The organism is Streptomyces sp. NBC_00353 (genome assembly GCF_036108815.1).
In the GTDB taxonomy this organism is placed as follows: Bacteria; Actinomycetota; Actinomycetes; order Streptomycetales; family Streptomycetaceae; genus Streptomyces.
Window position 1 is genome coordinate 2472718 of sequence record NZ_CP107985.1, and the last position, 18482, is coordinate 2491199.

Consider the following 18482-nt stretch of genomic DNA (forward strand, 5'->3'; position numbering starts at 1 on the left):
AGGCCCCCGGCCGTACCCTCAGCGACCGCGTTGTGAGGCAGGTCTTCGACCTCGTGCGCCACAGCGGAGTACTGGAACGCCTTCCCTCCAACGAGCACCGGCCAGGCCCGAAGGGCTTGCCGTTCCGCACAGTGCTGATCGGTCTGATCCTGTCGCAGTACATGGGCAAGAGCGCGAACATCAACGACGCATGGGAGACGCTCTTCTTCGCCCTGTCTCCGGGATCCAAAGCCCTCCTTGACGTTCCCGACGTCGACCTGCACATCCGCGAGGGCGCAACCCGAGAAGAAATCGACCGCGTCGCGCACCACCAGTACTCGACGTCGAAGCGCGTCTACCGGTCCTGGGCCTCGATGACCCGGCGCCTCGACCCGGCACCACACGACCGCCGCAAGCGGCTGTCGCTCAGCGAAGCCAAGAAGATCCGACGGAAGTGGAATGCCCGCGCCAATCAGGACACCGTGCGCAATCTGGAGGCCATCGCCCAGGATCTGGTTCTCGCTCCGGTGATGGCCTCCTACCGGCGCGGCGACTTCGCTCGGTGGCCTGGCCACATCGCGGTCGACGACACACCGGTTCCGGTCTGGGGCAAAGAGCCGGACTACCACCAGGACCGGGCCTCGCTTGAGATCACCGCCGGGATGTACGTGAAGGGAGGAGCGCAGAAGAAGTCGGGGCCCAGCGGCAAAGCTGCGGCCTCCACGAACACTGGCACCCAGCGCGGCACGGCGAACAAGCCAGCGACTCGCAAGACCAAGTCGGGACAGGGGAAGAAGGCCAAAGCGCCGGAGAAGAGGGAGTTCCGCTACGCCATGATGGCCGCGTTCCCGGGCCATGGCCATGGTGACCTCGCTGGCGCCTACCCGGCGGTCTGCCTCGGCATGATCCTTCACACCCCGGGCACCGAACCCGGCCCGGCCGCCCTGCGCGCCATCCAGCCGGCCTTCGAACGAGGCCTGGTCAAAGACCTGTTCTGCGCCGACCGGGGCATCACCCAGGCCAAGCCTCACAACCTGCATCTGCAGCTGCTCAAACTCGGCCTCAACGCGGTGAAGCACTACAACGACGACAAGGTCGACCGGCAGGGAGAGTTCCGCGGCATGCAGCTGGTTGGCGGCGAGTTCTACTGCCCGCTGATGCCCACCCCGCTCATCACTGCGGGCGCCACATACATCGACAGCCGCACGGACGAGGATCGCGCCCATGCACTCAACTTGATCCAGTCCCGGAAGGACTACCAGACCAAGATCAAGGAGTACGGGCCCGCAGGGGACCAGCGTCGGCAGTGCCCCGCCCTCGGGCCGCACGCCACGGTCACCTGCTACCGCCGGCCCCAGCCACGCCCGTCCACCGTCGTCGACCTCGACGCCCCCACTGTCCGTACCCCGGCAGCCCTGCCCACCATCCCCAGGCCCAAGCGGGACACCCCCGTCTACCCCGACATCTGCAGGGGGAAGAGCATCACCGTCCCGGGCACCGTGTTGGCCAAGTGGCGGCAGAAGTACCCCCTGTTCACCCCTCTGTGGCAGGAAGCCTGGTCCGGACTGCGCAGTCAGAACGAGGGCGGCAACGGCAACCTCAAGAAGTCCGCCCTCGACAGCATCGACAATCCCCAGCTCCGCCTGCCGCACGGACGCGTCGCACAGACCCTGCTCAATGCCGTCATCATCTTCGTGGCGAACCTCAGAGCCATCCGACGGTTCCTCCGCGACCAGGGCATCCAGCCCCGCAAAGCCAGCACGCAGAGCACCGCAACCCAACCCGGTGAGCCCTCCGACCCGCCCCAGGCGCGACCGCTTCCGACCGAGCGGGTCGAGCCTCCGCCACGCGAGTGACACGCCTCCGCCGCGCTCCACCCCCTGAAAACCCCACATGCCTGCGCCACGGCTACCAGCCGTCGCGCAGGCATGTCCTGTTTCCGCAGGTGAGAGGCACAGTACCTGGACCGCCACCGCCTCACCCCCTCATCGAGCCGATCACGAGGCCCAAGGCCCCAGAAACGACGAAAAACCGGTGAGTCACATGACTCAACCGGTAATTCGTGAACGCTTCGAGACGATCTCGTGAACGTCCTTTCGGTGTCCGAGGGGGGACTTGAACCCCCACGCCCGATAAAGGGCACTAGCACCTCAAGCTAGCGCGTCTGCCATTCCGCCACCCGGACTAGGTGATCGGCCCCGGTCTCCCGCGGCGACAAAGAAAACAATACCAGGGGTTTGGGGTGCCTCTCACCTGCATATTCGGTGGTCAGTGCGGTGTGGTGGGCGCACCCGAGGGGGCCGGGGAGCGTCGCGTACGGTCCGCAGTCGTGCGCGTACGGGCAGTGCTCCGGAGGTTCGCCGGGCGGCGTAACGGGCCTGGTGGGGGTGGCCGGGCTACCTTCGCGGACATGAGTGATCGCGGCTATCGGCGGCCCCGGACGCTGTCCCCCTTGCGTGAGTATCTGCGCGATACGTTCTGGTTCGCTCCGACGGTGGGGCTGCTGTGCTCCTTCGCGCTGTGGTGGGGCGTCTCGGCGCTCGATGCGGAGATCGTCACGCACCTGAAGGACGAGCAGGCGTACGAGGAAGTCGGCGATCTGATCAGGTTCGCCGACGATGCCAGGACCATCGTCACCACCGTCAGCTCGGCGATGATGACCTTCATCGGTGTGGTCTTCAGCATTTCGCTGGTGGCCGTGCAGATGGCGAGCGGTCAGCTCACGCCCCGGGTGGTGCGGATCTTCGTCAGGAGCCGGATCAGCAAGCTGACGCTGACGGTGTTCCTGGCGACGTTCGCGTTCTCGCTGCTGGTTCTGACCTCGTACGAGAGCGAGGGCGACCCGCGGCGGGTCACGTCCGTACCGCTTCTGCAGAGCATGCTGACGCTGGCCATGGTGGGCCTCAGTCTGTTGCTGTTCATCGCGTACGTGAGCTCGACGCTGCGGCTCATGCAGGTGGGGCCGGTCGTCGATCGCATCACCCATGAGTCCCTGCAGGTGCTCGGGCGGATGCCCGGTGGGGTGCGGGAAGAGCTGCCGCTCGGGGCGGAGACCGCTCGGATCGGGCACTCGGGGCGGGCAGGGGTGCTGCGCGAGGTGAATGTGGCGCGGCTGGTCCGGGCTGCTCGGCGGCAGGGGGTGGTGTTGCGGCTGATCCCGCGGATCGGGGACTTCGTGGTGCCGGGCACGCCGGTGCTGGCCGTTCATGGTGGGGCCGCTCCGCCGCGGCGGATGCTGAGGTACACGATCTCGGTGGGAGTCGAGCGCACATCGCAGCAGGATCTGGCCTTCGGACTGCGTCAGCTTTCGGACATCGCGCTGCGGGCGCTGTCCCCGGCGGTGAACGATCCCACCACCGCCGTGCAGTGCCTGGACCGGATCGTGCAGTTGCTCGCCGCCATGGTGCACCTGCCGCTCGGAGCGGTGCAGCACCGGGACGGGGCGGGTGCGGTGCGGCTTGTACAGGACGGACCGGAGTGGACCGATCTGGTGGATCTTGCCTTCGAGGAGATCCGGTGGTGCGCGACAAGGAGTCCGCAGGTGTCCCGGCGGATGCTGGCCGGGATCGACGATGTGGTGGCGCCGGCTCCGGAGGACCGGAAGGGCGCGCTGGTCAGGCACCGTGATCTCCTGGTGAAGGCCGTGGAGCGCACGGTGCCCGACGTCGCCGAGCGGGAGTTCGCGCTCTTTCCCGATCGTCAGGGGATCAGGTGAGGCGGGTGTTCCTCCTGGGAGTTACGGCATCAGGTGGTAGTCCGGGAAGTTGCCGGGGAGGCGCTCCCCTGCCGGGCCGTCCGTAACCGCCCTGACCAGCAGTTCGCCGCCCACGAAGGCCCCGCGCCAGGACGCGCCGAAGCCGCCGAAGAGTTCGTCCCGGTCGCCTCGGGAGCGGGGAGTGCCGTGGCCGGTCTTGAACGCACGGATCTGTGGGGCCAGGCGCTCGTACGTTGCCGGGTCGTCGGTCGAGAGCGTGGCCACCAAGGCGCCGTTCGAGGCGTTCATGGCGGCCAGGAGTTCCGCCTCCGTGTCGACGAGGACGATTGTGTCGACCGGGCCGAACGGTTCCGCGTGGTGGAGCGGTGAGGACGGGGGCGGGTTGAGGAGCGTGACCGGGTGGAGGTACGCGCTGGTGTCCTGACCCGGGAGGAAATGTGTGTCGGCCGTCGATCCTCGGTGGAGGGGGATCGCGCCCCGGTCGATGGCCTCCGTCACCTGATCGGCCAGTTCCTTGGCCTTCGCCGCGTTGATCAGCGGGCCGAAGTCCAGGCTGGGAAGCGGGGCTGCCGGGTCCGCCACCGCCAGGGGGTGGCCGGTGCTGAGTGAGCGGACGGCGGGGAGGTAGGCCGACAGGAACTCGTCGAACGCGCTGCGCTGGACGACGAAGCGGGGGTACGCGGTGCACCGCTGCTTGCCGTAGTCGAAGAGCTTCGGGATGACGGCGGTCAGGGACGGCCAGTCCGTGAAGTTCCAGATGCCCCAGGTGTTGAGCCCCTCCTGTTCGAGGATGTGCCGCTTACCGAGGTCGGCGACTTCGGTGGCGATACGGGCCCCGGTGTCCCGGCCGCCGACGAAGGAGACGCAGCCGATCTCGGGCGAGCGGACGAGAGCCGCGGAGAGTTCGCTTCCGCTGCCGCTGAGGAGGGTGAGCGGGATGCCCTCGCGGGCGGCGAGGGCGCAGGCCAGGGTGAGACAGGCGACGCCGCCGTCGGTCGGGGTCTTGGCGATGACCGCGTTGCCGGCCAGGGCCTGTACGAGCATCGCGTGGACCAGCACGGACATGGGGTAGTTCCAGCTGGCGATGTTCGAGACCGGGCCGGGGAGCGGGGTGCGGTCGGCCAGGAGGCGGTCGATGTTGTCGACGTACCAGCGGACACCGTCGATCGCGCGGTCCACGTCCGCCTGGGCGAGGCGCCAGGGCTTGCCGATCTCCCAGACGAGGAGGAGCGCGAGGAGTTCCCGGTGTTCGGTGAGCGCGTCGAGGGTGGCGGAAACGCGGGCGCTGCGCTCCGCGAGCGGGATGTGACGCCAGGCGCGGTGCTGGTCGAGGGAGGCCCGGACCGCCTGTTGGGCGGTCGGGGCGTCCAGGCGGGGCGGGCCCGCGATGGGGCTGCCGTCGACGGGGCTGGTGGCGGGGAGGGGGCGGCCGTCCTGCTGCCAGGACGAGGCCCAGAAGTTGAGGACCCGGTCGGCCTGGAATGCCTCGGGGGCGATGGTGAGGCAGCGTTGCCAGGCGTCCGACCAGGCTGTGCCCGGTTTGAGGGTGAGGGTGGGGGGTGGGGTGGGCTCGGTGGTGGGCGGGTTCGGTGCCATGAAGGTCTCCGCTCTCGGTGCACAGTCGGGGCGGGAGGTGGGATGGCTGCTCGTACGGGACGGTAGTGAGCGGGGGTGAAAATGGAGGTGACGTCGGCTCAGGGGTGAGCGACGTCACCGTCACGTGGTGGGGGTGAGGGGGCGGGGCGGGTGGGTCGCCTGCGGCGGTGCCTTCCCCTACCCGCCCCTTCCCGAAACCGGGGCTCCGCCCCAGGCCCCGGTCCTCAATCGCCGGACGGGCTGAACCTGCCCGCCTAGCTGCGTGTGCCCGACGAGGCGGATGTGCCCGACGGGCTGGGCGTCCCCAGCTTCTCCCGTACCAGCCTGGCCGTCTCCGTCGGTGTGGCGCCGACCGGTACCCCTGCCGCCTCCAGCGCCTTCTGTTTTGCCTCCGCCGTGCCCGACGAGCCCGAGACGATGGCACCTGCGTGGCCCATCGTCTTGCCCTCGGGGGCCGTGAAGCCCGCGATGTAGCCGATCACCGGCTTGGTGATGTGCTGCGTGACATAGGCCGTCGCTCGTTCCTCCGCGTCGCCGCCGATCTCGCCGATGAGGACGATGAGTTCCGTGTCGGGGTCGTTCTCGAACGCCGTCAGGCAGTCGATGTGCGTGGTGCCGATGACCGGGTCACCGCCGATGCCCACCGCCGATGTGAAGCCGATGTCACGCAGTTCGTGCATCAGCTGGTACGTCAGCGTGCCGGACTTCGAGACCAGGCCGATCCGCCCCGGCCCGGGCGCGATGTCGGCCGGGATGATGCCCGCGTTGGACTGGCCGGGGGTGATCACGCCGGGACAGTTGGGGCCGATGATGCGGGTGCCGCGGGCACGGGCGTGGGCGTGGAAGGCCACCGCGTCATGGACCGGGATCCCTTCGGTGATGACCACTGCCAGGCCGATGCCGGCGTCGGCCGCTTCGATGACGGCCGCCTTGGCGAAGGGCGGCGGGACGAAGACCACCGTGACGTCCGCTCCGGTGGCGTCCATTCCTTCGCGTACGGAGCCGAAGACGGGGATCTCGGTTCCGTCGAGGTCGACCTTCCGGCCTGCCTTGCGCGGGTTGACGCCCCCTACGATCCGGGTGCCCGCCGCGAGCATCCTGCGGGTGTGCTTCATGCCCTCGGCGCCGGTCATCCCCTGGACGAGGACCTTGCTCTCCTTGGTGAGAAATATGGCCATGTCCGGTCTCCTTAGGCTGCGTCGGCCAGTTGGGCTGCTCGGCGCGCGGCGCCGTCCATCGTGGTGGCCTGCTCGACCAGGGGGTGCGCGTGTGCGTCGAGGATCGCTCGGCCACGGGCGGCGTTGTTGCCGTCGAGGCGGACGACGAGGGGCTTGGTCAGGCGTACGGACCGCAGTGCCTGGACGATGCCCTCGGCGACCGCGTCGCAGGAGGTGATGCCTCCGAAGACGTTGACGAACACCGACTTCACTGCCGGGTCGGAGAGGATGACGGAGAGGCCGTCGGCCATGATGCCTGCCGAGGCGCCGCCGCCGATGTCGAGGAAGTTGGCCGGGCGGGCTCCGCAGCCGGCGACGACGTCGAGGGTGGACATGACCAGTCCGGCGCCGTTGCCGATGATGCCGACCTCGCCGTCGAGTTTGACGTAGTTGAGGCCCTTGGCCGCGGCCGCTGTCTCCAGTGGGTCGCCGTGCGGGTCGTCGGCCTCTGTTCCCCAACGGGACCGGCGGAACCCGGCGTTGTCGTCGAGTGTCACCTTGCCGTCGAGCGCGAGGATCCGGCCGTCCACCGTACGGACCAGGGGATTGACCTCGACCAGCAGGGCGTCCTCCCCGGTGAGCACCTGCCACAGGCGCTGGAGCACGGGGGCGGCCTCCGGCGGCAGGGCTGCCGCTGCGGCGATCTGTGCGGCCTTGCGTTCCGTCACTCCTTCGACGGGGTCGATAGGGATGCGGGCCACTGCCTCCGGGCGGGTGGCCGCGACCTCCTCGATCTCCATGCCCCCCTCCGCGGAGGCGATGGCGAGGAAGGTTCCGGTCGCCCGGTCGAGTACGTAACTGACGTAGAACTCAGCCTCGATGTCCACGGGTTGGGCGAGCATCACCGTGCGCACCGTGTGGCCCTTGATGTCCATGCCGAGGATCTGGCGGGTGGTCAGTTCTGCGGCCGCCGGGTCGGCTGCAATTTTCACTCCGCCCGCCTTGCCCCGACCGCCCGTCTTCACCTGCGCCTTGACGACGACCCGGCCACCGAGCCGGCCCGCCGCCTCCTTTGCGTCGGCTGCGTGGTCGATGACCTCGGCCTCCGGTACCGCTATGCCGTGTTCTGCGAAGAGTTGCCGTGCCTGGTGCTCGTACAGATCCATAGCCACTCCCGATCGTGCCGATTGTGAAAGTGCCGCTCGCCCCCTGGACACCACCCACCGGATGCGGGATAACAAGTTTCATACAGTATTCGTCGACTGTATGCAATGTACCGCGGGAGCGCGGCAATGGCTCCTGCACTCCCCCATGAAGGGACAGCACCGCCATGCCCGAGGACAGCCAGGAACTCATTTCCGGTGGGCACTTGGTCGCCAAGGCGTTGAAGGCAGAGGGGGTGGAGCGCATCTACACCCTGTGCGGCGGCCACATCATCGACATCTACGACGGCTGCGTCGACGAGGGCATCGAAGTCGTAGACGTACGACATGAACAGGTCGCCGCGCATGCCGCGGACGGCTACGCACGGATCACCGGTAGGCCGGGATGCGCCGTCGTCACCGCCGGACCGGGGACCACGGATGCGGTGACGGGGGTCGCGAACGCCTTCCGCGCCGAGTCGCCCATGCTGCTGATAGGTGGTCAGGGCGCCCACAGTCAGCACAAGATGGGCTCGCTCCAGGACCTGCCGCACGTCGAGATGATGGCTCCCATCTCCAAGTTCGCCGCTACCGTGCCGGACACCGCCCGCGTCGCCGACATGGTGTCCATGGCCTTCCGCGAGTGCTACCACGGGGCACCCGGGCCTTCCTTCCTGGAGATCCCGCGCGATGTGCTCGACGCCAAGGTGCCGGTGTCCAAGGCCCGGGTGCCGGAGGCCGGGCAGTACCGGGCCTCGACCCGAACGGCCGGTGACCCCGAGGCCGTCGAGAAGCTCGCCGATCTCCTTGTGCATGCCGAGAAGCCGGCGATCCTGCTGGGCAGTCAGGTATGGACGACCCGGGCGACGGACCAAGCCATCGAGCTCGTACGGACGCTCAATGTCCCGGCCTACATGAACGGGGCCGGGCGCGGCACGCTGCCGCCCGGCGATCCGCACCACTTCCAGCTGTCGCGGCGGTACGCCTTCTCCAACGCCGATCTGATCGTGATCGTGGGTACGCCGTTCGACTTCCGGATGGGCTACGGCAAGCGGCTCTCCCCCGACGCCACCGTCGTGCAGATCGACCTCGACTACCGCACCGTCGGCAAGAACCGGGACATCGACCTCGGGATCGTCGGCGATGCGGGGATGGTCCTGAAGGCGGTCACGGAAGCGGCGAGCGGGCGGCTCGACGGGGGTGCGGTCAAGCGAAAGGCGTGGCTGGAGGAGCTGCGTGCCGCCGAACAGATCGCGATCGAGAAGCGGCTGCCCGGTCTGAAGTCGGATGCCTCGCCGATCCACCCGTACCGGCTGGTCAGCGAGATCAACGACTTCCTCACCGAGGACTCGACCTACATCGGGGACGGCGGCGACATCGTCACCTTCTCCGGTCAGGTCGTCCAGCCGAAGTCCCCCGGCCACTGGATGGACCCGGGGCCGCTGGGCACGCTCGGCGTCGGGGTGCCGTTCGTGCTGGCGGCGAAGCAGGCCCGGCCCGACAAGGAGGTCGTGGCGCTCTTCGGCGACGGTGCCTTCTCCCTGACCGGATGGGACTTCGAGACGCTGGTCCGCTACAACCTCCCGTTCGTCGGGATCGTCGGCAACAACTCCTCGATGAACCAGATCCGTTACGGCCAGAAGGCGAAGTACGGGGACGAGCGCGAGCGGGTCGGCAACACCCTGGGCGACGTTCACTACGACAAGTTCGCCCAGATGCTCGGTGGGTACGGCGAGGAGGTCCGCGACCCCGCCGACATCGCGCCGGCGCTTCAGCGGGCCCGGGAGTCCGGACTGCCGTCGCTGATCAACGTCTGGGTCGACCCGGACGCGTACGCCCCCGGAACCATGAACCAGACCATGTACAAGTAGCAGAGGAGCTGTTGGCATGACCAAAGCACTTGAGGGCGTGCGCGTCCTCGACATGACGCACGTACAGTCCGGTCCCTCCGCCACCCAGCTGCTCGCCTGGCTCGGCGCCGACGTGGTGAAGCTCGAGGCCCCGAGCGGCGACATCACCCGCAAACAGCTGCGCGATCTGCCCGATGTCGACTCCCTCTACTTCACGATGCTCAACTGCAACAAGCGGAGCATCACTCTCAACACGAAGAGCGAGCGCGGCAAGGAGATCCTCACCGAACTGATCCGCCGCTCGGATGTGATGGTGGAGAACTTCGGGCCCGGTGCCGTCGACCGGATGGGGTTCACCTGGGAGCGGATCCAGGAGATCAATCCGCGGATCGTGTACGCCTCCATCAAGGGCTTCGGCGAGGGTCCGTACACCAACTTCAAGGCGTACGAGGTCGTCGCCCAGGCCATGGGCGGTTCGATGTCCACCACCGGCTTCGAGGACGGTCCGCCGCTCGCGACCGGTGCGCAGATCGGTGACTCCGGAACCGGAATCCACGCGGTCGCAGGCATTCTGGCCGCACTGTTCCAGCGTGAGAACACCGGGCGTGGACAGCGCGTCAACGTCGCCATGCAGCATGCGGTGCTCAACCTGTGCCGGGTGAAGCTGCGTGACCAACAGAGGCTGGTGCACGGGCCGTTGGCGGAGTATCCGAACGAGGACTTCGGCGACGAGGTGCCGCGAAGCGGCAACGCGAGCGGCGGCGGGCAGCCCGGTTGGGCGGTGAAGTGCGCGCCCGGTGGGCCCAACGACTATGTGTACGTCATTGTGCAGCCGGTCGGCTGGCAGCCGCTCGCCTCGCTGATCGGGCGCCCGGAGCTGGTGGACGACCCCGAGTGGGCGACGCCCGAGGCCCGCCTGCCCAAGCTCGACAAGATGTTCCAGCTCATCGAGGAGTGGTCCGCGACGCTCCCCAAGTGGGAGGTGCTGGAGCGGCTGAACGCGCACAACATCCCGTGCGGCCCGATCCTCTCCACCCGGGAGATCATCGAGGACGAGTCCCTGGTCGCCAACGAGATGGTCGTCCAGGTGGAGCACCCGGAGCGCGGCACGTTCACCACCGTGGGCTCCCCGCTGAAGCTCTCCGACTCCCCGGTGGATGTGGTGACTTCGCCGCTGCTCGGCGAGCACAACGAAGAGGTGTACGTCGGTGAGCTGGGCCTCGGCGACGAGGAGCTGCGGCTGCTGAAGACGAACGGAGTCATCTGAACATGGTCGAATCACAGGACCGCGAGATCGTACGGGCGTTGCTCGACTCCGTCCGGGCCGCCGGACGCAGTGCGCTCACCGCACCCGAGGGCAAGATCGTCGCCGATGCGTACGGGATCGCCGTGCCGGGTGAGGAGTTGGCACAGGACGTCGACGAGGCGGTGGCCTTCGCGGACCGGCTCGGCGGGCCGGTCGTACTGAAGATCGTCTCCCCCGATGTGCTGCACAAGACGGATGCCGGAGGTGTCGTCGTCGGGGTGGAGGGCGGCGTTCAGGTGCGTGCCGCGTTCCAACGCATCATCGAGAACGTGCGGGCGTACGCCCCGGACGCGCGGATCGACGGTGTGCAGGTGCAGCAGCTGGTGCCGCCCGGCCAGGAGGTCATCGTCGGCGCGGTCACCGACCCGACGTTCGGGAAGGTCGTGGCCTTCGGGCTCGGCGGTGTGCTGGTGGAGGTGTTCAAGGACATCACCTTCCGCCTGGCCCCGGTCAGTGCGGACGAGGCGCTGTCGATGCTCGACTCGATCGGCGCGGCCGAGATCCTGCGCGGGGTTCGGGGTGCGGCGCCGGTGGACCGGTGGGCACTGGCCGAGCAGATCCGGCGGGTCTCCCAACTGGTCACGGACTTCCCGGAGATCGCGGAGGTCGATCTCAATCCGGTCATCGCCGCTCCGGACGGTGCGGTCGCGGCGGACATCCGGATCCTGCTGTCGACGGAGACGGTCAAGCCCCGGCGTACCTACCCGCGCGAGGAGATCCTCGCATCGATGCGCCGGCTGATGGAGCCGCGCTCGGTCGCCGTGATCGGCGCATCCAACGAGCAGGGCAAGATCGGCAATTCGGTGATGCGCAACCTCATCGACGGCGGCTTCTCCGGAGAGATCCATCCGGTGAACCCCCGGGCCGATGACATTCTGGGCCGCAAGGCGTACAAGAGTGTCACGGACGTTCCCGGTGAGGTGGATGTGGCGGTCTTCGCGATCCCCGCCAAGTTCGTGGCATCGGCGCTGGAAGAGGTGGGGCGCAAGGGGATACCCAATGCGGTCCTCATCCCTTCCGGATTCGCCGAGACCGGTGAACAGGCGCTGCAGGACGAGATCGTGGCGATCGGCGAGCAGTACGGCGTACGGCTGCTCGGGCCGAACATCTACGGCTACTACTCGACGTGGCAGGACCTCTGCGCCACCTTCTGCACCCCGTACGACGTGAAGGGCGGGGTGGCGCTGACCTCGCAGTCCGGTGGTATCGGCATGGCCATCCTCGGCTTCGCCCGCTCGACGAAGACCGGTGTGTCGGCGATCGTCGGGCTCGGCAACAAGTCCGACATCGACGAGGACGACCTGCTGACCTGGTTCGGCGAGGACCCGAACACCAAGTGCATCGCGATGCACCTGGAGGATCTCAAGGACGGTCGCGCGTTCGTCGAGGCGGCGCGGGCGACCGTACCGAAGAAGCCGATCGTGGTGCTGAAGGCCGGCCGTACCAGCGCCGGCGCGAAGGCAGCGGGTTCGCACACCGGTGCACTGGCGGGCGACGACGCCGTGTACGACGACATCCTGCGTCAGGCGGGGGTGATCAGGGCCCCGGGGCTGAACGACATGCTGGAGTACGCGCGGGCGTTGCCCGTGCTGCCGACGCCCAAGGGCGACAACGTCGTCATCATCACGGGGGCAGGCGGCTCGGGCGTGCTTCTGTCGGACGCGATCGTCGACAACGGGCTCTCCCTCATGGAGATTCCGCCGGATCTGGACACGGCGTTCAAGGCGTTCATTCCGCCGTTCGGTGCGGCCGGCAACCCGATCGACATCACGGGCGGCGAGCCGCCGTCCACCTACGAGGCGACGATCCGCCTCGGCATGGAGGACCCCCGCATCCATGCGCTGGTCCTCGGCTACTGGCACACGATCGTCACTCCCCCGATGGTCTTCGCCGAGCTGACCGCCCGGGTGGTCGCGGAATTCCGCGAGCGCGGGATCAAGAAGCCCGTGGTGGCGTCGTTGGCCGGCGACACCGAGGTGGAGGAGGCATGCCAGTACCTCTTCGAGCACGGCGTCGTCGCGTACCCGTACACCACGGAGAAGCCGGTGGCCGTACTGGGCGCCAAGTACCGATGGGCCCGTGCGGCCGGACTGCTGGACGGTGATCGATGACCTGACGGCGAGAGCTCGAACCACGGGGTCTGCGGCGAACCGCTCGGCCGCAGGCCCCGGGCGACGCGAAGTGGGAACGGACAGGGGGCGCTGGCCAGACTTCTTCCACGCGAGGGGTTCGATCGATCATGACAACGACAGACATCCCCACATCCGTCCCCTACAGAGAGGTGACGGACCGCAACGGCCGCGTGTACCGGCTCGGTGAGACCGACCGGGACATCATGCGGAGACCGCGCTGGACCATGGTGCTCCTGCCGTGGATCGGCATGATGGGCATCAGCTCGTCGGAGTACGCGTTCACCTCCGCCGAGGAGACGCTGCACGACGCGCACTTGTGGGCCAGTGGTCACATCTTCTGGCTGATGGGGGTCTGGATCTTCTTCCAGGCAGCCGTGGCCTTCCCGGCCGGGCAGCTCCGCGAGAGCGGGAGGCTGCCGGCCAGGAGCGCGATGATGCTCGGAGCGCTGGGCACCCTGCTCGGCTATCTCTCGCTGGCGTACGCACCGCATGTCATCGTCGCCTACTTCGGCTTCGGCATGTTCAGCGGCATCGGCGCCGGACTCGTCTACGCGACCTGCGTGAACATGGTCGGCAAGTGGTACCCGGAGCGCAAGGGCGGCAAGACCGGCATGGTCAACGGCGGTTTCGCCTATGGCTCGGTGCCGTTCGTGTTCCTGTTCACCTCGTACATGGATCTGTCCAACTACCAGGGTGTACTGGTCTCCGTCGGGGTCATCTGCTGTGCGGCCGTCGCGGTCGCCGGCTGGTTCTTCAAGGACCCGCCGAAGAACTGGTGGCCCCATCACGTCGACCCGCTGAAGGTCTCGGACGACCCGCGGATCGTGCGGTCGCTGGCGAAGAACCCGCCGGCGGTCAAGCAGTACACCCCGCGTGAGGCGGCCCGGACCCCCGTGCTGTGGATGATGTGGTTCTGCCTCCTGTGCACGGCGGGCATCAACATCTTCGGTATCGCCATGCAGGTGCCGTTCGGCAAGGAGATGGGGTTCGCCGGCGGCATCGTGGCCACGGCCATGTCGCTCAAGGCGATCGTGAACGGGACCGGCCGGGGTGTCATCGGCTGGATCTCCGACCGGTACGGACGCCGCAACACGCTGATCATCGTCTGTCTGGTCCTGGGATCCGCGCAGTTCGGGGTCTTCTTCTCCGGCGACATCGGCTCGATGCCGTTCTTCCTGTTCTGCTCGATGGTCTCCGGCTTCGGTGGCGGCGCCATCTTCCCGCTGTTCGCGGCGATGACCGCGGACTACTTCGGTGAGAACAACAACGCCTCGAACTACGGAATGGTCTACAGCTCGAAGCTGATCTCCGGCCTGGTCGGCTCCGGCGTCGGAGCCCTCGTGGTCGGTGCCTGGGGCTACGGCGGTGCCTTCGCCCTGGCAGGCAGCATCGGGCTCGCCTCCGCGGTACTTGCGGTGTTCCTGCGGGCACCGGGCCGGCCGAGCGCCAAGCGCATCGAACCCAATCCGTACCCGATCAGCCGGGAAATCTCCTGATGTGACAGCAAAACCTCGCGGAACGGAGTCCGCGCCGGCCACCACGGTCGGCGCGGGCTTCCGCGCGATCACGGACGCGTGGGGCGACGGCTACCGCATCGGCAGGACCGGCCGGCGGATACTCGGCCAACCTCCTTTGTCGGTCCGGCAGTTCGCGGTGCCGGTCAGGCACCGTACGCTCCTGGTGACGGCCGTGGAGCGCACGGTGCCTGACGTCACCGGGCGGGCGTTTGCGCTGTTCCCCGATGTCAGGAATTCGGGGTGAGGCGCGGACCGCCCCTCCGGTGCCGCCTTGGTCCTACTTGCGCAGCGCCGCCAGGTTGTCGTAGCCGATCCGCGCATGCTTCAGGGACTGCGCGAGGTCGGTCGAGCTCGGTGCGTTGTCCTGCTCGACCATCGGGTTGCGGTAGTTCGCCTGCCCGACGCGGCGGAAGAACGTCCGGTAGTCGATGACCCCGGTACCGAAGGGGACCATGTCGTAGCCGTTGCCGCTGGTTGTGTTGACGACGCCGTCCTTGGCGTGGAACAGCGGGTAGCGCTTGTTGTGACTGCGGACCAATGCCGCGGGGTCGAAGATGTTCTCCCGCTGCGATCCGTCGTGCGCGGTGTAGGTGTGGAACTTGTACTGGGCGACGTGCGCCCAGAAGATGTCCATCTCCAGCCATACGGTCTTCGGGTCGGTTACCTTGAGGAAGTACTCGAGCTTGCGGATGCCGGAGCTGCGGGTGGGTCGCCCCTGTGCGTCCAGCGGACCGCCGTCGAGCAGGAAGCCGTAGGCCGCGTCGTGGTTGTGGGTGTACAGCTTGATGCCCGCACGATGAGCTATCTGTCCCAGCGAGTTCCACTTGTCGGCGGCCACGTCCCAGTCGGCACGGTAGGCGCTGCCGGTGGGGTCGCCACCGGTGCCCATGTGGTCCATGCCGAGGATGTTCGCTATTTCGAGGGTCCGCTTGAACTGGTCCAGGTCGCTCTGGTTCAGCGGCCAGGACGACGGGATGAAGCCGTGGTTGCCCTGGGCGCGCAGACCGTACTCGTCCAGCCACGAGCGCAGCAGCTTCGCGCCTTCCACCGTTTCGAGGTTGCTTCCGCCAGGTGCGTTGGCGTGCTGGCCGTACCCGGCGAACTCGACCTGCTTGTAGCCATAGCGGGCCAGCTCCCTGAAGACCTCACGGAAGCCCGAGGGAAGGTCGGTGCTGAGCGGATCCCGGCCCGTGGCGTCACGCACGGTGTACAGGATGATTCCTCGCTTCGCCGCCGGGACCAGATCCTGGCCGTGGCCGTTGCCGTGGCCGTCTCCCTTGTGGGGAGCGGGCTGGGCGAAGGCCGGCGACGCGCCGAAGGCGGGCGCGGCGATCGCCGTTGCCGCAGCGGCGGTGCAGGTGCTGAGAAAGCGGCGGCGACTGACGCCGAGGCTGCGGCGCAGGGCGCCGTCCGTTCCGGATTCGTCGTTGTACGCGGTCACGGTCTCTCTCTTTCTCGAAGATGCTCGCAACGCTGAGCACGGACCGATCTCATGCGAGGCCGGCAAGCGTGAGGAGCAGGGACTTCACTTCGGTGGCCCGGACGGGTCCGGTGAACGCGTGGGGGGTGGAGCAGAGGATGAGCGGACCTTCTTCGTCGCTCATGGGGAGGCGGCCGTGGCTGCCACGAATGGGTGACGGGTCGAGGGGCACGACCGCCATGCGGTAGCGCATGCCGAGCTTCTTGCGGGCCACGGCGGTGGCCGCCTTGACCCGGACGTACGGGTCCTGGGGGTCCAGGAAGAGTTCGACCGGGTCGTAGCCGGGTTTGCGGTGGATCTCGACGAGCTGCGCGAAGTCGGGGGCGCGCGCGTCGTCGAGCCAGTAGTAGTACGTGAACCAGGCATCCGGGTCGGCGACGGCGACGAGCTCGCCGGAGCGCGGGTGGTCGAGGCCGTGAGCCTTCTTGCCTTCGTCGTCGAGCAGCTGCTCGATGCCCTGGACGTCCTGGAGAGCTTCGCGGGTCGCATCAAGATCCTCGGGGCGGCGTACATAGATGTGGGCGAGCTGGTGGTCGGCGACGGCGAAGGCCCGGGAGGCCATCGGGTCCAGATACTCCATGCCGTCCTGGGTGTGGACCTCCAGCAGGCCGGCTCGGCGCAGCGCCCGGTTGATGTCGACCGGTCGGTCGACGCGGGTGATGCCGTACTCGGAGAGCGCGACAACGGTGCGTCCCTCGCGGCGGGCGTCCTCGAGGAGTGGGGCCACGGCCCGGTCGAGGTCGGCCGCGGCCGCGAAGGCGCGTGGATCGTCGGGGCCGTACCGCTGCAGGTCGTAGTCGAGGTGCGGGAGGTAGCACAGGGCCAGATCGGGGTGGCGGGTGTCGAGGATGTGCCGGGTCGCGTCGATGATCCACTGCGAGGAGACCAGGTCGGCGCCGGGGCCCCAGAAGTGGAAGAGGGGGAAGGTGCCGAGCTTCTCGGTGAGTTCGTCGTGGAGGGCGGGCGGCCGGGTGTAGCAGTCGGGTTCCTTGCGTCCGTCGGCGTAGTAGACGGGGCGCGGGGTGACAGTGATGTCGGTGTCCGCCCCCATGGCGTACCACCAGCAGATGTTGGCGACGGTGTAGCCGGGGTGGACGCGGCGGGCGGCGTCCCAGAGCTTGTCGCCGGCGACGAGTCCGTTGTGCTGGCGCCAGAGGAGGACGTCACCGAGCTCGCGGAAGTACCAGCCGTTGGCGACGATGCCGTGCTCGGCGGGGGTGGTGCCGGTGAGGAAGGTCGACTGGGCGGCGCAGGTGACGGCGGGCAGCACGGTGCCGAGGGGGGCGTGGGTGCCCGACTGCCCCAGGGACTTGAGGTGCGGCATGTGGTCGAGGAGCCGGGGGGTGAGGCCGACGACGTCGAGGACGAGCAGCGGGGTGGGAGTGGCGGTGGTGGAGAGAGGGGAGGACGTACCCGTTTCGGCTGCGGTCATGGGAGCTCCTTGAGGCCGAGGTCGACCAGGAGGTCGCGGGCGAGGGTGAGTTCGGCGGCGATGCCGTCGGCGAGCTGGGGGCGGGTACGCGGGCGCAGCTCGGCAGGGAGCGCCTGCCAGGTGTACGTCTCCACCTCCAGGTGACGGGTCAGCGGTCGGGCTCCGCCGACGAGGCGGGTCAGCGCGGCCCTGAGCACCGCGAGGGTCGAGGTGAGCGGTGGGGCGGGCGGTGCGTGCAGCGGTACGTGGAAGTGGGCGCGCCACGGGGTGCCGTCGGGCAGGGCCTGGCCGGTGACCGCCTCGTCGAGGTCGTCGGTGCCGCGCAGTCCGTGGGTGGTCCGGGTCCGGGTCTGGTGGAGGAAGCGGGGTTCGGCGAAAGCGGCGAGCGCGGTACGCACCTCGGGGAGGTGCGGGTGCTCGGCGTGGAGTGCGGCGGAGAGCTGGGTCTTGGCCACCGGGATGCCGGCTGCGGCGAGCGCGTCGAGGGCGGTGCCCGGGTCCTCGAACGAGGTGGCGAGGTGACAGGTGTCGATGCAGATGCCGATGCGCTGGTGTCCGACGGCGGTGAGCGGTGCGATCGCGTCGGCGGTGGTCTCGACCGTGCAGCCCGGTTCGGGTTCGAGGCCGATCCGAATGGACTTGCCGGTCAGCTCGGCCAGGACGTCGAGACGTTCGGCGAGGGTGGTGAGGGCGGTGTGCGCCGTGCGGGCGGCTTGCGGATCGCCGGTGTACGGGGTGCGCCAGGCGATCGGGAGGGTGGAGATGGTGCCTTCGGTGACGTCGTCGGGGAGCAGTGTGGCCAGGAGCCGGGCGAGATCGGTGGTGTGGGCGAGCCGTTCGGGGTCCGTCCAGTCCGGTTTGTACACCCGGTACTTGACCTCTTCGGCGCCGAAGCCTTCATAAGGGAAACCGTTCAGGGTGACGACTTCGAGGCCGCGCCGGTCGAGTTCGGATCGCAGTGAGCGAAGTTGGACCGGGTCGTCGATCAGGGTGCGCGCGGCGTCCTTGGCGAGCCAGAGGCCGATGCCGAGGCGGTCGCGGCCGAGGCGTTTGCGGACCGGTTCGCAGTGGTCGCGCAGCTGGGCGCGGACCCCGTCCAGGGTCTCGGCGGGGTGGACGTTGGTGCAGTACGCGAGATGGACGATGGATCCGTCGGGGTGGCGGAAGCGCATCGGG

At 68.4% G+C, this 18482-nt stretch carries 13 protein-coding genes and 1 tRNA gene; 7 read left to right on the top strand and 7 right to left on the bottom strand.

Annotated elements, in window-relative coordinates; genetic code table 11:
• The first annotated feature begins 32 nt into the window (after positions 1–32).
• Positions 33–1835 (top strand): hypothetical protein, encoded by a 1803-nt coding sequence (locus OHA88_RS11415; RefSeq protein ID WP_328625401.1) that lies wholly within the window; start codon positions 33–35, stop codon positions 1833–1835.
• A gap of 244 nt (positions 1836–2079) precedes the next feature.
• On the opposite strand, the gene OHA88_RS11420 is transcribed toward OHA88_RS11415, so the two are convergent.
• Positions 2080–2164, bottom strand: a tRNA-Leu gene (locus OHA88_RS11420).
• A 225-nt stretch (positions 2165–2389) separates the two neighbouring features.
• Here OHA88_RS11420 and OHA88_RS11425 point away from each other — a divergent pair.
• Complete coding sequence (locus OHA88_RS11425; RefSeq protein ID WP_328625402.1) at positions 2390–3694, top strand: DUF2254 domain-containing protein; 1305 nt, start codon at positions 2390–2392, stop codon at positions 3692–3694.
• Positions 3695–3715: 21 nt separating this feature from the next.
• On the opposite strand, the gene OHA88_RS11430 is transcribed toward OHA88_RS11425, so the two are convergent.
• From OHA88_RS11430 to sucC, 3 genes are all read right to left on the bottom strand, one after another.
• Positions 3716–5290, bottom strand: coding sequence for an aldehyde dehydrogenase family protein (locus OHA88_RS11430; protein ID WP_328625403.1), 1575 nt, complete (start codon positions 5288–5290; stop codon positions 3716–3718).
• A 254-nt stretch (positions 5291–5544) separates the two neighbouring features.
• The gene (gene sucD / locus OHA88_RS11435; protein WP_328625404.1) at positions 5545–6468 is read right to left on the bottom strand and encodes a succinate--CoA ligase subunit alpha; all 924 of its coding nucleotides are present in this window, start codon (positions 6466–6468) and stop codon (positions 5545–5547) included.
• 11 nt (positions 6469–6479) lie between these two features.
• The gene (gene sucC, locus OHA88_RS11440) at positions 6480–7613 is read right to left on the bottom strand and encodes an ADP-forming succinate--CoA ligase subunit beta (protein WP_328625405.1); all 1134 of its coding nucleotides are present in this window, start codon (positions 7611–7613) and stop codon (positions 6480–6482) included.
• Positions 7614–7777: 164 nt separating this feature from the next.
• Between sucC and OHA88_RS11445 the strand changes: the two genes are divergently transcribed.
• The 5 genes from OHA88_RS11445 to OHA88_RS11465 all read left to right on the top strand — a co-directional run bounded on the left by OHA88_RS11445 (position 7778) and on the right by OHA88_RS11465 (position 14638).
• Complete coding sequence (locus OHA88_RS11445) at positions 7778–9460, top strand: thiamine pyrophosphate-binding protein (RefSeq protein WP_328625406.1); 1683 nt, start codon at positions 7778–7780, stop codon at positions 9458–9460.
• A 16-nt stretch (positions 9461–9476) separates the two neighbouring features.
• Complete coding sequence (frc, locus tag OHA88_RS11450) at positions 9477–10706, top strand: formyl-CoA transferase (protein ID WP_266999912.1); 1230 nt, start codon at positions 9477–9479, stop codon at positions 10704–10706.
• A gap of 2 nt (positions 10707–10708) precedes the next feature.
• Positions 10709–12856, top strand: a complete 2148-nt coding sequence (locus OHA88_RS11455) for an acetate--CoA ligase family protein (protein ID WP_328625407.1) — start codon at positions 10709–10711, stop codon at positions 12854–12856.
• A gap of 128 nt (positions 12857–12984) precedes the next feature.
• Positions 12985–14373 (top strand): OFA family MFS transporter, encoded by a 1389-nt coding sequence (locus OHA88_RS11460; RefSeq protein WP_328625408.1) that lies wholly within the window; start codon positions 12985–12987, stop codon positions 14371–14373.
• 1 nt (position 14374) lies between these two features.
• A complete protein-coding gene (locus tag OHA88_RS11465; protein ID WP_328625409.1) occupies positions 14375–14638 on the top strand; it encodes a hypothetical protein in 264 nt (87 codons plus the stop codon).
• A 33-nt stretch (positions 14639–14671) separates the two neighbouring features.
• Here OHA88_RS11465 and OHA88_RS11470 read toward each other — a convergent pair whose 3' ends face one another.
• From OHA88_RS11470 to eboE, 3 genes are read right to left on the bottom strand one after another with little or no spacing between them, the layout of a single operon-like run.
• Entirely contained in the window at positions 14672–15835 is a 1164-nt protein-coding gene (locus OHA88_RS11470; protein ID WP_328625410.1) for a sugar phosphate isomerase/epimerase family protein, read from the bottom strand.
• Positions 15836–15884: 49 nt separating this feature from the next.
• The gene (locus OHA88_RS11475) at positions 15885–17306 is read right to left on the bottom strand and encodes a nucleotide pyrophosphatase/phosphodiesterase family protein (RefSeq protein WP_266999916.1); all 1422 of its coding nucleotides are present in this window, start codon (positions 17304–17306) and stop codon (positions 15885–15887) included.
• Entirely contained in the window at positions 17303–18478 is a 1176-nt protein-coding gene (gene eboE / locus OHA88_RS11480) for a metabolite traffic protein EboE (RefSeq protein WP_328625411.1), read from the bottom strand. The genes OHA88_RS11475 and eboE overlap by 4 nt, the downstream gene beginning before the upstream one ends.
• Positions 18479–18482: the final 4 nt, after the last annotated feature.

What these genes read in the sequence shown, in the direction of transcription:
- frc (WP_266999912.1), top strand. Translation starts at nt 9,477, where the DNA reads ATGACCAAAGCACTTGAGGGCGTGCGCGTCCTCGACATGACGCACGTA.
- OHA88_RS11455 (WP_328625407.1), top strand. Translation starts at nt 10,709, where the DNA reads ATGGTCGAATCACAGGACCGCGAGATCGTACGGGCGTTGCTCGACTCC.
- OHA88_RS11425 (WP_328625402.1), top strand. Translation starts at nt 2,390, where the DNA reads ATGAGTGATCGCGGCTATCGGCGGCCCCGGACGCTGTCCCCCTTGCGT.
- eboE (WP_328625411.1), bottom strand. Translation starts at nt 18,478, where the DNA reads ATGCGCTTCCGCCACCCCGACGGATCCATCGTCCATCTCGCGTACTGC.
- sucD (WP_328625404.1), bottom strand. Translation starts at nt 6,468, where the DNA reads ATGGCCATATTTCTCACCAAGGAGAGCAAGGTCCTCGTCCAGGGGATG.
- OHA88_RS11460 (WP_328625408.1), top strand. Translation starts at nt 12,985, where the DNA reads ATGACAACGACAGACATCCCCACATCCGTCCCCTACAGAGAGGTGACG.
- OHA88_RS11430 (WP_328625403.1), bottom strand. Translation starts at nt 5,290, where the DNA reads ATGGCACCGAACCCGCCCACCACCGAGCCCACCCCACCCCCCACCCTC.
- OHA88_RS11445 (WP_328625406.1), top strand. Translation starts at nt 7,778, where the DNA reads ATGCCCGAGGACAGCCAGGAACTCATTTCCGGTGGGCACTTGGTCGCC.
- OHA88_RS11475 (WP_266999916.1), bottom strand. Translation starts at nt 17,306, where the DNA reads ATGACCGCAGCCGAAACGGGTACGTCCTCCCCTCTCTCCACCACCGCC.
- sucC (WP_328625405.1), bottom strand. Translation starts at nt 7,613, where the DNA reads ATGGATCTGTACGAGCACCAGGCACGGCAACTCTTCGCAGAACACGGC.